The sequence below is a fragment of the Methylocystis sp. MJC1 genome, assembly GCF_026427715.1.
GTDB lineage: Bacteria > Pseudomonadota > Alphaproteobacteria > Rhizobiales > Beijerinckiaceae > Methylocystis.
In genome coordinates this window covers 2881568-2894823 of record NZ_CP107558.1, presented here as the reverse complement: position 1 = coordinate 2894823, position 13256 = coordinate 2881568, and the positions used below count along the sequence as shown (strand labels likewise).

The following is a 13256-nucleotide window of genomic DNA, read 5'->3' as shown; positions in this document are numbered from 1 at the left end:
GGGCATGAGCATAGTCGCCGCCACGGACGCTTCGCGCGAGCCGAGGGCGCGGCTGCGTATCCGGCTGCGTGGGGCGGTGCAGGGCGTGGGCTTCCGGCCTTTCGCTTATGGCCTCGCCGCGCGTTACGGCTTGAGCGGCTTCGCGCTGAACGATGGCGAAGGCCTGCTGCTCGAAATCGAAGGCGCGCGGCACGAGGATTTTTTGTCGGCGCTGCGCAAGGAGAAGCCGCCGCTTGCGACGATCGACTCGATCGATGTCGAGCGCATCGATTTATGTGGCGACAGCGATTTCTCGATTCGTGAAAGCGCGGGCGGGCGAAGCCTTACCCGCATTGTCGCGGATGCGGCGACTTGTGAAGCTTGCCTCGACGAACTTTTCGACGCGACGAGCCGCTTTCACCTCTACCCCTTCATCACCTGCACGCATTGCGGGCCGCGCTTCACCATTTCGTCTTCGCTGCCATACGACCGCCCGCAGACCTCTATGGCGCCCTTCGCTATGTGCGCGGATTGCGCGCGCGACTATGCCGATCCACGCAGCCGGCGCTTCCACGCCGAGACGATCGCTTGCCCGAGATGCGGCCCGCGCCTCGACGTCGAGCCGGGCGTTATCGTCGAGAGGATACGCGCGGGCGCCATCGTCGCGGTAAAGGGCATTGGCGGCTATCATCTGATGTGCGACGCGCGCAACGAGGCGGCTGTCGCCGAGTTGCGCCGCCGCAAGGAACGCGACGCCAAGCCCTTCGCCGTCATGGCGGCCAATGTCGCGTCACTTGCGCTTTTCGCCGAGCCGACTGGGGCGGAACTCGATCTGATCCAGCATCGCGCGCGGCCGATCGTCGTGGTCAAATCGAAAGGAACGCTCGCCCCCGCAATTGCGCGGCGTCTCACGCGCATCGGCGTCATGCTGCCTTATGCGCCTTTGCATCATTTGCTGTTTCACGCGGCGACGGGTTTTCCTTCCGGGAGCACCTGGCGCGAGGCGGCGAATGACTTTGTCATCGTGGCGACGAGCGCCAATCCGGGCGGCGAGCCGCTCGTGGTCGATGACGAAGACGCGCGCCGCAGGCTGTCCGCCATCGCCGACCTGATTGTCGGCCATGACCGCGCCATTGTGGTGCGCGCCGATGATTCCGTTGCAGCGGTCGTCGATGGCGCGGCCGCCTTTCTGCGACGCGCGCGCGGCTATACGCCCGACCCGATCGATCTCGGCGCCAACGGGCCATGCGTCGTCGCCTTGGGCGCGCATCTCAAGACCGCAGTGACGGTGACGCGCGGGCGCGAGGCTTTCGTCTCTCAACATATCGGCGATCTGGATGACGCCGAAAGCGTGCGGTTCTACGACGAAACGCTGCGCCATCTCCTCTCCATTCTCGACGTCACGCCGGACGTCGTCGCCTGCGATCTTCATCCCGATTTCTATTCCACGCGCGTCGCGGAGGAGATGACTCTGCCGCTTCTGCGCGCCCAGCATCATGCGGCGCATGTCGCGGCGATTGCGGCGGAGCATGGGGTTTCGGGGCCCGCGCTCGGCGTGGCGCTCGACGGCTATGGCATGGGCGACGATCATGGCGCCTGGGGCGGCGAATTGATGCGCGTCTACGGGTCGGCATGGACGCGCCTCGGCCATCTCGCGCCGCTTGCGCTGCCGGGCGGCGACCGCGCCGCGCGCGAGCCCTGGCGCATGGGGATGGCGGCGCTCGCCGCCATCGGGCGCCTGGATTTGGCCGAGCGGTTGTTTCCCGACGCGCCTCTTTCGGCCAAGATTGCCGAGAGCCTGCGTCGCGGCATGGCCGTGAAAACCACCAGCATGGGGCGTCTCTTCGACGCGGCGGCGGCGCTCGCTGGCGTCTGTCTGGAACAGCGTTACGAGGGACAGGCGGCGATGGAATTCGAAGCGCTTGTCGAAGCGCCGCGCACATTGCCGGGCGCTTTCGCGCTTCGCCACGGCATTCTCGATTTCTCGCCAATCCTCTCCTTCATGGCAACAGAGCGCCCGAGCCCGCGCGAGGCCGCCGAATTTTTCCACGGCGCGCTGATCGAAGGTTGCGCCGAATGGATTGCCGCTGCGGCGCAAGCGCAGGGGCATTCGCGCGTCACGCTCGGGGGTGGCTGCATGATGAACCGGATTCTGGCCGAGGGCCTCGCCGAGGCCTTGCGCGCGCGCGGGCTTTTTCCTTTGCTGGCGCGGGCCGTTCCATGCAATGACGGCGGCCTGTCGCTGGGACAGGCCGCGATGGCGCGCGCCGCTTTCGCGGCCGGCGAGAGAGAGAAAGAGAGCGCGGCATGTGCCTAGCCGTTCCCGTGCGCGTTACCGAGCTGCTGCCCGATCAGATGGCCAAAGTGTCGCTCGACGGCGTCTCCAAGAGCATATCGATCGCGCTGGTCGACGATGTTTCTGTCGGCGATTATGTGATCCTGCATGTCGGCTTCGCGCTCTCCAAGGTCGACGCCGAGGAAGCCGAACGCACGCTCGCCATGATCCGCGACTTCGCCGGAATGAACGAATGAAATATGTGGACGAGTTTCGCGACGGCCACTTGGCGCGCGGCCTCGCGCGCAGCCTCGCGACTTTGGCGCGTGACGACCGTGAGTACCGCTTCATGGAATTTTGCGGCGGCCATACGCACGCTATTTCGCGTTACGGGCTCGAAGATCTGCTGCCGCCCAATATACGCATGATCCATGGGCCCGGATGTCCCGTCTGCGTGCTTCCCGTCGGACGCATTGACGCAGCGATCGCGCTTGCGCGCCACCCGAAAGTCACGCTCTGCACCTATGCCGATCTCATGCGTGTGCCGGCTTCGGGCGGCATGAGCCTCATCAAGGCGAAGGCGGCGGGCGCCGACATCCGCATGGTCTATTCCACCCTCGACGCCATTCGCATCGCCGAGGCGGAGCCGTCTCGCGAAGTCGTCTTCTTCGCCATCGGCTTCGAGACCACCACGCCGCCGACCGCGCTGGCCATCAGGCTTGCCGCGCAGAAGCAGCTTTCGAACTTCAGCGTCTTTTGCAACCATGTGCTGACGCCCGCCGCCATGCGCGCGATCCTCGCCGGCGAAGGCGAGGGCGTGGAAATCGACGGCTTTGTGGGGCCCTCGCATGTTTCCGCGGTGATCGGCGTGCGGCCCTATCAATTCGCCGCAGAGCACTTCAACAAGCCGATCGTGATCGCCGGTTTCGAGCCGCTCGACGTGATGCAGTCCATTCTGATGCTGGTGCGCCAATTGAACGAGGGGCGCTGCGAGGTCGAGAACCAATATGGCCGGGCCGTCACGACGGAAGGCAATGTCAAAGCGCAGGCCGAAGTCGCCGATATTTTCGAGCTTCGCGACTCCTTCGAGTGGCGCGGACTTGGCGAAGTTCCCGCGAGCGCCTTGCGCCTGCGCGAGGCTTATGCGGATTATGACGCGGAGCGCCGCTTCGGCGTCACGACGCCTTGCGCCAAGGACAATCCCGCCTGCGAATGCGGCGCGATCCTGCGCGGTGCCAAGCGGCCGCATGATTGCAAGCTGTTCGGCACCGTTTGCACGCCGGAAACGCCGATGGGCTCCTGCATGGTCTCGTCCGAGGGCGCCTGCGCCGCGCAATGGACCTATCGCCGCTTCGACACGCAGAGGGTTGCGTCGTGACCAAGACTTATCGTCGCAAGCTCGATATGAGCGGGCGGGTCGATCTTTCGCATGGGGCCGGCGGGCGCGCGATGGCGCAGCTCATCGCCGATATTTTCCACGTCGCGCTCGACAATGACTGGCTGCGGCAGGGCAATGACCAATCCGTCTTCGAGGCGCCCAAGGGCCGTATGGCGATGACGACCGACGCCTTTGTCGTTTCGCCGCTGTTTTTCCCCGGCGGCGACATCGGCTCGCTCGCGGTGCATGGCGCGGTGAACGACATCGCAATGTCGGGCTCGCGGCCGCTTTATCTCTCGGCGAGCTTCATCATCGAGGAAGGTTTTCCGCTCGCCGATCTCGCGCGCATCGCCGAGAGCATGGGCGCGGCGTCGCGCGCGGCCGGTGTGCCGGTGATTACCGGCGACACCAAGGTCGTCGAGCGCGGCAAGGCGGATGGCGTGTTCATCACCACGACGGGCGTCGGCGTCGTTCCCGAAGGGCTCGATCTCTCCGGCGACAAGGCGCGGCCGGGGGACGTTCTGCTAGTCTCCGGCTCGATCGGCGATCACGGCGTCGCCGTCATGTCGAAGCGCGAAAATCTGGAGTTCGACTGCGAGATCCTTTCGGACTCCGCTGCGCTGCATGGGCTCGTCGCCGACATGGTCGCGGCGGCCGGCGCCGCGCTGCGGCTGATGCGCGATCCGACGCGCGGCGGCCTCGCCGCGACGTTGAACGAGATCGCGCAGCAGTCGCGGGTTGGTTTCCGTATCGAGGAAGCCGCCATTCCGGTGAAGCCGGAAGTCGCCGCCGCCTGCGAGCTGCTGGGCCTCGATCCGCTCAACGTCGCCAATGAGGGCAAGCTGATCGCCGTCGTCGCGCCGGAGGCGGCGCCGGCGCTGCTGGAGGCGATGCGCGCCCATCCGCTCGGTTGCGACGCTGCGATCATCGGCGCCGCGGTCGAGGACGAGCGGCGCTTCGTGCAGATGACGTCGTCCTTCGGCGGCGCACGCATTGTGGATTGGCTTGCAGGCGAGCAGTTGCCGCGCATTTGCTGAGCTTGACAAGAGTGACCAGCTCAAGTGTTGGGCGCCTCATACTGTTTCCGCTTGAATAGCTCGCATTGGGATTTGTCATTCCCGGCGGGCTGAAAGCCCGACCGGGAATCCAGACCGCAAGAGCGCTTGTTTTGCTCTGGATTCCCGATCGCTCGCTTCGCGAGCGTCGGGAATGTCATCGAACCAACTGCGTCGGAATCCGATGTCAGAACGTCGCCTTCACCGCCAGATACATGCTGCGCCCCGGCTCTGGGAAGCCGTCAGTCAGGACGTAAAGCTGGTCGAAGAGATTACGCACGCCAGCGGTGACTTTGAGATTGTTGGTCACCTGATAATCCGCGTTGAAGTTGGTCAGGAAATAGGCCCCCGTGCGGTAGTAGGACTGCGTAGTCTGATAAGCCGTCCAGCGGCTGCTCGCGATTTCGATATTCGGCGTGAGCGTGATCTCCGGAATGGGTCGGTAGCCGGCATAAAGGAAGAGTTTGATGTCGGGCACACCGGTCGGCTGGAACGTCGGAATATAAGGCGCGTAGACGCGCCGGCGCATGACCGTAAGATTGCCGCCGAGCGAGAAATCTTCCCGCGGCTGATAATCTACCGAGACCTCGGCGCCGGTGAAGCGCCCAGCGCCGACATTCTGAGACTGGGTGACGTTCGGCCCATAGATGGGCATCGGGACGTTCTGAATCAGATTTTGAACCCAGCTATGGAAAAGGTCGACCGTGAGGCGCGCATTGGGCACAAATTCCGTCGACCAGCCGAGATCATAATTGACCGCGCGCTCAGGCTGAAGCGTGGGGTTGGATGTCGCGCCGCCAAAACGCGTGCTGAAGCGCTCGAACAGCGTGGGGTAGCGCACGCGGTCGGAGACATTGAAATAGACGCGGTCGGCGTCGGTTCCGTTATAGCGCCAGATGACCGCGCCCTGGTAGTTCGGCGCGCTCATGTCTTTTGGCGTATAGGTGATCGTGCCTTGAGGCAAAGCAAAACCTTGCGCCTGACGCAGGTGACGCCAATCGTAGCTGAAGCCGCCGACGACATCGATGTCTTTGCGCGGATGGAATGTGTTCTCGACCGCGACGGAATAAGTATCTTCCAGGCTCGCAATCACCGGCTGGAAGGAGCAAGGCACATTCGCCACGCAGCCTTTGGGCTTGCCCTGATAATTCGTGCCGTAGTTGTTCTGCCACTCGGTGTGGGTGTCTAACCGGTAGTAGAACAAGCCCTTGAGCGTGTCGATGTCTTCGAACTGCGTTCCGGCCTCGACTTCGCCACCGAGGGCATAATCGGAGTAGTGGCTGTCGAAGGATTTGGGCGTCGCCTGGTTGAACAAGCCGAAATTGTCAAAGGCGAGGATGGAGTTCTCATATTTGCTCCAATAGCCGCGCGTTTTGACATAGGACGCGTCGCCAAGCTTCGTCTTCGAGAGGAAGTAGAGGTTCTGGACGCGCCAGTACGGCCATTTCCAGTTGTTTTGCGTGTTGATCGGCTGAGAGACATGAAACGGCGCGCCCTTGTCGCCGTCTTGCCGCGAAAAGGTCAGCGAATATTCATCCGTGGCGTTGGGCGTCACGCCGACCTTGGCGTTGACGCTGTAATCCTGCGTGTAGGATTGGTTGCGGAAGCCCCAGCCTTGAATGGGCGTCGAGACAAAGCTCGCAGGCAGCAACCAGCCATCGAATTTTTGCCAGGCGCCGCTGAGCTGCGCGTAATAGAGATCCTTTTTCGTGCCGACGAAACCGTAGTTTTGGACGCCCTGATAGGTCCCGTCGCGCCCGAACTCGACGCGGCTTCTGAATTCGCTTTCGATCTCGCGCGAGGGTTTGCGCGAAACCAGATTGATCTGCCCGCCCATGCCGCCGGGCCCGTCGAGCACCGAGGCATAGCCCTTGGCGATTTGCGCCTCGGCGATGTCGGGGGTCATGAAGCGGGCGAAATCGAGCCTGTTATCGACAGGGAGCATGACGCGCACGCCGTCGACGGTGAGCGGAACCTGCCAGCGATCGAAGCCGCGCACGTAAATGTTTTGCTCGTTGCGCGGCCCGCCCGTGGTGTTGGCGTTGACGCCCGGGGCAATATTGACGGCGCGGTCGAGCGTGTCGCGCGCGAAGGTTTCGATCTGTCGGTTGGTGATCGTGTAGCCGCCGAAAGCGTCGGTATGCTGTTTGGGCGTCGGCGCGTTATCCGCATTGGCGGGCGCAGGAGACGACGAGGCGCCGCCGGCGCCAGCGCCATTGCCTTGGCTCGTGGGGCCGGTCGGCGTCGCCAGTCTTCGTTCGCCGACCTTGATCTGGCCGAGCTCGAAAGCCTTTGGCGTGCGAATTTCAATCGGCGGCAGGGCGGTCTGCGCCAGCGCCGGCGCGCAGAGCGACAGCAACAAGCTGCCCGAAAGCGAAGTGGAAGTAAGATATTTGGTCACGTGCGTCCCCCCGGCCGCTAGAGAGAGTTGAGAAAAGCGAGCAGGGCGTCGCGCTCCCGCTTTTGAAGTTGGCGAAAGGCGTCGGCGGCGGATTGGGCGTCGCCGCCATGCCAAAGGATCGCTTCCGAGAGCGTGCGTGCGCGTGCGTCGTGCAGATAGTTCGCGCCGTCGCCGCCCCTGCCGGCGAGGCCGAGGCCCCAGAGCGGCGGCGTGCGCCAGTCGCGCGGGCCGGCGTCATAATCCGGGCGCTCGTCGGCGAGGGCCTCGCCCATATCGTGCAGCAGCAGGTCCGTGTAGGGGTGAATCTCGGCGCCGCTCAGCGCGGGGAGCGCAGGAAACGCCCCGAGCCGCAGCGTCTCGCGATGACAGCTCGCGCAGCCGAGCGTGTGGAACTGCTTTTCGCCGGCGGCAACCTGCGGCTCGTCGGCCGCGCGGCGCGCGGGAACCGCAAGCCAGCGGATGTAATCCGTGACCGCGTCGAGCTGGGCGTTCGTCAGATCGGGCTTTAGCGAGCCGGCGGCGCGGCAGGCTTCCTGTGCGGGCGTGCAAGTCTCGGTTGGAAACATAGAGGAGGTGACGCCAATGTCTTCGGCGAAGGCGTTGGCGATCTGCTGGCGCAGATTCGGTTGATTGGCCTTCAATCCGAAACGGCCGAGCGTCCTGGCGTTGGCCTCGATGCTCCAGACGAAATTGGGCCTGCCTTTGCCGGCAAGAATTTCCGCCTCCGGCACGGCCTCCAGCAATCCCAGGCCAAAGATCGGCGGCGCGTTGCGCAGCGAGATCTTCGTGTCCTTCCCCAGTTCGCCATAGGCAAGACGGCGGAAAGCGAGCTTGGGGCGGCGCAGAGCCACGCGTTCGCCGTCGGCGAGAGCGACGGTTGTCTCGTCGAAGGCGGCGGTCGCCTGACCTTCTCCCGGGACTCCCGGAACGCCCTCGGGATTGAGCTGAGCGCCGTAAATGGGATGGGCGCGCGGTCCGCCATGCGCATCCATTCCCTCGACGCTCAGCCTCGCCACCATATGTCGCGTCACGCCGTTCTCGGGATCAGGAGCGGCGCCGCGTCCGTTTTTGACATGGCAGGCGATACAGGAAAGACGATTATACAGCGGGCCGAGCCCGATCAGATCGGGATGATCGTCGGAGGGGCCGATCAGCCAGGCCTGCCGAAACAGCCCCGAGCCGCGCCGGAAAGTCGGCGTCTGCGCGGCCGTCAGGCCGTCGATCGGCTGGGTGAAAGCCTCGGTCGACGGCGCGGAGGTCTCATAGCGCGCCGCGCCCATGAGCAGCAGCGCGCAGAGAAAAAGGCCGGCACGCTTCACGGCGTCGTACCGAGGCTCGCGAGCTTTTCTTTCGCCTGCCGGCGCGCCGTCGCAAGCTCCTCGCGCCATTTGGCGATGCGTTGGGGATCGACGGCGTCGCGATTGCTGAAGGCGTCGAGGAAGGCGGGGTCTTTCGCCTCACGCTCCGAGACCGGCACGGAGCTCAAGAGCCGGCGCGCCTCGCTCAGCGTCTCTTTGGCTTTCGCCCCGCTGTCCTTGCGCTCAGCCTCGTGGATGGCGCGCCACAGCGCCGCGCGCTCGTCGTGGCCTTCGACGATCGCGAGGTCGAAGAGCAGCGTGATCAACGGCGGCCGCCGCCGCCCTTTGTCCATATCGTAATCGAGGATCGAGTCGGCCGGCAGTTTGAAAGGATCGACGAGCGCCGCCGGCGCGCCGTTATAGGCGTCGGGCCTTGCCGGATGGCGCATGCTGTCGCGCTCGATCATCAGCTTCTGGCCATCCGCGGACAGGGCGAAATCGACGAAGGATTTTGCTTCCGCCGAATGTTTCGTCGCGGCCGTGACGGCGATATGCGCGGGCAGGAAGGCGCTGCGCTCGGGATAGATCATCTCCACCGGCGCGCCATTGGCCTTGGCGCTCACCGCGAAGAAATCGATCGTCAGGGCGAAAACCGCCGCGCCGTCGCGCACTTGTGCGGTGGGCAGGGCGCCCTGGGCGAGGAGCGCTGCTTCTCCCGCCATCTCGCTCAACTGCGCCCAGCCGTTTTCCCACCCTTCGCTTTGCAGGAAGATGTCGTAGAGCGCAGGGGAGAAGCCGACCTTCGCCGGAATGGGCATCGCCAAGCGGCGCGCATAGTCTGGGGCGGTGAGATCGCGCCAACGCTTCGGCGCCGCGAGACCGCTCGCCGCGGCGAGCGGCGCATTCATCACGACGCCATAGCCGGCGACGTCATAGGCTTCGTAAAATCCTGCCGGGTCGGAGATTTGCTCGCGCCCGAGGCGGCCTGGAAGCGCCGTGCGGTCCACTGGGATTTTCTGGAAGGCGCCGCGCTCGCGCAAGGCCGCGAAATTGGCGATGGTCGGCGCCCAATAGACATCGGCGCCGCCTTGCGCCGGCTTGCTGAGCTCGGCAAGCGCATCCCGCGACTGCTTCCAGACGAATTGAATATGGATGTCCGGATAGCGTTTTTCGAATTCTTGCTCGTAACGCGTCGTCAGCTCTTCCGGGAAGCTCGTGACGACGACGATCTTGGTCTCCTCCGCCTGGGCCAAGCGAAGCGGGATGGCGCTGAATGCGATGCATCCCAGGAGCGTCGCGCGGGACAGGGCGGCGACGCCGCGCTTGAATCGATTCGATATGTTTATCTGGTACATAACGAAAAGCTATGACAAGCTACGCAATACTGTCAATAAAGCTCTAGCTTAAAAAGTACGCGAATATAGCGCTAAATGACGGCGCCGGCAGGCTTGCAAACAAGCAGGGGATCGCCGCGCCGCGATATATATGATCTCGATATGTGTGCGGGGCGCCGCGAGGCGAAGGCGCGCGCAGACAATCTTATGGCGGCGCGCGGCCGGCTTAGAGTTGGAACGGGACGAGAAGCGGGCTGATTGGAGCCCTGGCCATCGCCGCAATCACCGCCTCCGCGATGGTGCGGCCTCTCTCGTCTGTGCCTGTCCAACAGGCGGCGCGGCCCCGCGGATCGATTTCGACGAGCTTCACTTCGGCGGGCGCAGCAACGCCGTCTCGGGTGATTCCGCGCAGAAAACCGTCCATCGGCGCCTTTGCCGGCTGGCTGTCCAAATGGCCGAGCACAAAGCCCTTGAAGACCTGCGCGCCGATATCGAGCGGCGTGCGCCACACGCCCGGCCGCGCCGAATAGACGAAACGCTCCTTGCCGACGCCGCCCAAGGCGCGCGCGACGCCATCTGCGTCGCGCGTCTCGCCGGCGTCGAGAAGCGCGCCGGTCTTCGCGGGGTGGGTTTCGATGGCAATGTCGCAATTCTCGCCCACAGCGAATTTCGGTCCGACGCCGATCGCAAGTCGGGCGACGCCGCGCAGGTCCGGCGTGACGCGGTGTTTCTGAAGCCGCGCGTCGATGACGGCGACGGGCGCGCGCAAGGTGATCAGATCGGTCAATTGAAGATGCGTGACCGCCACCCGCCCGCGCAGGGCGAGGGCGTCGATGATCTCCAAAGCGGTCTCGGCGCGCTGCCCGACGACGCCGTCGACGGCGACCTGATCGTCGAACAGCGCGTCATGGAACGCCATTCCGCGCCGGATGACGGGTGGGAACGGGTCATGGCTCAGCACGACGCGGAAACGCTCCCAGCAGAGCCTGACGGCGATCGCCGAGGCGATCTCATTCGTGCCGAGGATAATCGCGTATGGATCGGCCTGATTATGCAGAAAACCGCGCGGCTGGAGATCATTCATCGCTGCATCCCTTTTTCGGGAGATTGGCAGCAAAGAGCGGGCCAATGAGGCGTCTCACGGGCAACCGTAAGGGATTCAATATATATAGCGCTGCAAAGTAGACGATCTTCGGATTTCAGCAGCTCGACGCGTTACTGGACATAATGTTGTGTCTCTGATGCAATTTGTGGGAAAGCCGACACCGAGGGGCGTCCTGCCCGTAGCTTGGGGTTTCAACCATTTCGAGCTTGGGCGCCAATCAGGAGCGCCTCGTCGTCTTCGTCCTCGTCAGAGAGGAGGCATACTCGATTCGCTTCGCTACGAGGCTCGTGGGGGAGTGAGGGAAGGGGATGAGCATAGCCCGTTCCTGAACGGCATCAGACAGCTCGAGATTGGCGCCCGCCTGGGGGATTAGAGATGAATCCAATTGCTATGGGGCGGGGCCCCCAGCTACGCTCCGGAAGAGCCAATCTTCCGTGACGTCAGACACATCATTCTTGCTACGTGGATTGTTTGGTGGAGCCAGACGGAATCGAACCGACGACCTCTTCAATGCCATTGAAGCGCTCTCCCAACTGAGCTATGGCCCCATCTTTTCTACGGGCCTCTTGGGGGAGGCTGCGGCCGACGCGGCGTCGACGGGCGCTGTATAGTTCAGCCGGGCTTTGTCTGCAAGCCCGGCGAGCGGCTTTATGTCAATTTTCTCACAGGCCTCAAGCTGCGGCCGCTGTCACCCTGTTGCGGCCTGAGGTTTTCGAGGCGTAGAGGGCCTTGTCGGCGCGCCGCATCAGGGCGTCGGCGTTGGCGTCGGCGCCGCGCTCGGCGAGGCCGATGGAGGTGGTGACGGGAATCGTCCGCGTCGCCTTGGGGTCGACGAGGAAGCGTTCGCCCTCGACCGCCGCGCGCACGCGCTCGGCGATTCTTTGCGCAAGAGCGAGCGGCGTATCAGGCATCACGACGACGAATTCCTCGCCGCCCAGACGGCAGACGAGATCGGCGCTGCGCAGGACGCGCTTGATGCGCTGGGCGAAGGCCTTCAGCACCTCGTCGCCGCCATCGTGGCCATAGGTGTCGTTGACCGATTTGAAGTGGTCGATGTCGAGAATCATCAAGGACAAAGGCCGGCCCTTGTGGGCGGCCTGGTCGAGCGCCGTGGCGAGATGCGTCTCGAGGAAGCGGCGGTTGTTGAGCCCAGTAAGGGCGTCGACCACTGCGAGCTCGATCGCCGCCTGCACATTTTCGTGCAGGGAGTCCGTATAGCGCTTGCGTCGCAGCTGGGTGCGCACGCGCGCCAGAAGCTCGTTCCGGTCGATCGGCCGTATAATATAGTCGTTCACGCCGAGATCGAGACCCCGCAAGACACGCTGGCGGTCTTCCATGTCGGCCAGCAGCAGAATCGGCAGCGCGCGGGTGCGTTCCAGCGAACGCAATTGGCTGCATAGCCGCAGCGCGTCGAAATGGGCGAGGTTGAGGCTGACGACGACAAGCTCGTAATTGTTTTCGGCAGCGCGGAACAACGCTTCCTGTGGATGCTGCTCGATGTCGATGTCGTGGAAGTCGCGCAGCGTCGAGACGATCCGATCGGCCGAGCTCGGCCGATCCTCGACCAGCAGAATGCGGCCGCGGGCGCCGTCGTTGGGCTCGCGGGAGGCGAGGCCCAGATTGGCCGAAGTGCTGGCGCGGGCGCGTAATTCATCGATAGTGATCTTGAGGCGCGCCAGCGACCGGACGCGCGCGATCAGCGCGATCTCATCGACGGGCTTGGTGAGGAAGTCGTCGGCGCCGCATTCGAGCCCGCGCACGCGATCCGCCGGTTGATCCAGCGCCGTCACCATGACCACCGGCAGATGCATGGTGGCGGGGTCCGATTTCAGCCGGGCGCAGACCTCGAAACCGTCCATGCCCGGCATCATCACGTCGAGCAGGACGATGTCGCAGCGGCCTTCGCGGCAGAGCTCGAGCGCCTGGGGGCCGTTCGTCGCCGCCACCACATCGAAATATTCAGCCGACAGGCGGGCTTCCAGCAGTTTGATGTTGGGGAGCAAATCGTCAACGATCAGGACGCGCGCGGTCATAGGGCTGACGTCTCCTAGTTTTTGTCCGCAAGGAATGAGTTCACGGTCTCTAAAAATTTGGCCACCGAGATCGGCTTGGAGAGATAAGCCTCGCAGCCGCCCTGGCGGATTTTCTCTTCGTCGCCCTTCATCGCGAAGGCGGTGATGGCGATGACCGGAATATCTTTCAATTCGTCGTCGTCCTTCAGCCAGCGGGTCACTTCCAGGCCGCTGACCTCCGGTAATTGAATGTCCATCAAAATGAGATCGGGCCTGTGCTCGCGCGCGAGCGAGATCGCGTCCACGCCGCTCTTGGTGCGCAGCGTCGCGTGCCCATTCGCCTCCAACAGGTCGTTGAACAGCTTCATGTTCAATTCGTTATCCTCTACGATGAGGACTGTCTTTTTCATGGCCCAGCT

General features: G+C 64.0%; 10 protein-coding genes and 1 tRNA gene. 4 read left to right on the top strand and 7 right to left on the bottom strand.

From position 1 onward, the window contains the following. The first annotated feature begins 4 nt into the window (after window positions 1–4). The 4 genes from hypF to hypE are packed head-to-tail and all read left to right on the top strand — an operon-like array spanning window position 5 to window position 4669. Complete coding sequence (hypF, locus tag OGR47_RS13925; RefSeq protein WP_165053436.1) at window positions 5–2296, top strand: carbamoyltransferase HypF; 2292 nt, start codon at window positions 5–7, stop codon at window positions 2294–2296. Next, window positions 2287–2511, top strand: coding sequence for a HypC/HybG/HupF family hydrogenase formation chaperone (locus OGR47_RS13920; protein WP_165053439.1), 225 nt, complete (start codon window positions 2287–2289; stop codon window positions 2509–2511). The genes hypF and OGR47_RS13920 overlap by 10 nt, the downstream gene beginning before the upstream one ends. Further along, window positions 2508–3632, top strand: a complete 1125-nt coding sequence (gene hypD / locus OGR47_RS13915; RefSeq protein ID WP_165053442.1) for a hydrogenase formation protein HypD — start codon at window positions 2508–2510, stop codon at window positions 3630–3632. Before OGR47_RS13920 ends, hypD begins: the two co-directional genes overlap by 4 nt. Next, the gene (gene hypE / locus OGR47_RS13910; protein ID WP_165053445.1) at window positions 3590–4669 is read left to right on the top strand and encodes a hydrogenase expression/formation protein HypE; all 1080 of its coding nucleotides are present in this window, start codon (window positions 3590–3592) and stop codon (window positions 4667–4669) included. The genes hypD and hypE overlap by 43 nt, the downstream gene beginning before the upstream one ends. 205 nt (window positions 4670–4874) lie before the next feature. Here the strand turns inward: hypE and OGR47_RS13905 are convergent, their stop codons facing one another. From OGR47_RS13905 to OGR47_RS13875, 7 genes are all read right to left on the bottom strand, one after another. Next, window positions 4875–7088, bottom strand: a complete 2214-nt coding sequence (locus OGR47_RS13905) for a TonB-dependent receptor plug domain-containing protein (RefSeq protein WP_165053448.1) — start codon at window positions 7086–7088, stop codon at window positions 4875–4877. 17 nt (window positions 7089–7105) lie between these two features. Then, on the bottom strand, window positions 7106–8407 hold the full coding sequence (locus OGR47_RS13900; RefSeq protein ID WP_165053451.1) for a di-heme oxidoredictase family protein: 1302 nt from the start codon (window positions 8405–8407) through the stop codon (window positions 7106–7108). Continuing rightward, window positions 8404–9741 carry an ABC transporter substrate-binding protein gene (locus OGR47_RS13895; RefSeq protein ID WP_165053454.1) on the bottom strand — a complete coding sequence of 446 codons (1338 nt, stop codon included), beginning with the start codon at window positions 9739–9741 and terminating at the stop codon, window positions 8404–8406. The genes OGR47_RS13900 and OGR47_RS13895 overlap by 4 nt, the downstream gene beginning before the upstream one ends. 205 nt (window positions 9742–9946) lie before the next feature. After that, a complete protein-coding gene (locus OGR47_RS13890) occupies window positions 9947–10804 on the bottom strand; it encodes a xanthine dehydrogenase (protein WP_165053457.1) in 858 nt (285 codons plus the stop codon). Window positions 10805–11297: 493 nt separating this feature from the next. Then, window positions 11298–11373, bottom strand: a tRNA-Ala gene (locus OGR47_RS13885). Between the two features lie 123 nt (window positions 11374–11496). Then, a complete protein-coding gene (locus tag OGR47_RS13880; protein ID WP_165053460.1) occupies window positions 11497–12858 on the bottom strand; it encodes a PleD family two-component system response regulator in 1362 nt (453 codons plus the stop codon). Window positions 12859–12872: 14 nt separating this feature from the next. Then, the gene (locus OGR47_RS13875) at window positions 12873–13247 is read right to left on the bottom strand and encodes a response regulator (RefSeq protein WP_165053463.1); all 375 of its coding nucleotides are present in this window, start codon (window positions 13245–13247) and stop codon (window positions 12873–12875) included. Between the last annotated feature and the right edge of the window lie 9 nt (window positions 13248–13256).

Bases quoted from the DNA above. Each gene is read 5' to 3' on its own strand.
- hypE (WP_165053445.1), top strand. From the start codon at position 3,590: ATGGACCTATCGCCGCTTCGACACGCAGAGGGTTGCGTCGTGACCAAG.
- OGR47_RS13875 (WP_165053463.1), bottom strand. From the start codon at position 13,247: ATGAAAAAGACAGTCCTCATCGTAGAGGATAACGAATTGAACATGAAG.
- OGR47_RS13890 (WP_165053457.1), bottom strand. From the start codon at position 10,804: ATGAATGATCTCCAGCCGCGCGGTTTTCTGCATAATCAGGCCGATCCA.
- OGR47_RS13895 (WP_165053454.1), bottom strand. From the start codon at position 9,741: ATGTACCAGATAAACATATCGAATCGATTCAAGCGCGGCGTCGCCGCC.
- OGR47_RS13920 (WP_165053439.1), top strand. From the start codon at position 2,287: ATGTGCCTAGCCGTTCCCGTGCGCGTTACCGAGCTGCTGCCCGATCAG.
- OGR47_RS13880 (WP_165053460.1), bottom strand. From the start codon at position 12,858: ATGACCGCGCGCGTCCTGATCGTTGACGATTTGCTCCCCAACATCAAA.
- hypD (WP_165053442.1), top strand. From the start codon at position 2,508: ATGAAATATGTGGACGAGTTTCGCGACGGCCACTTGGCGCGCGGCCTC.
- hypF (WP_165053436.1), top strand. From the start codon at position 5: ATGAGCATAGTCGCCGCCACGGACGCTTCGCGCGAGCCGAGGGCGCGG.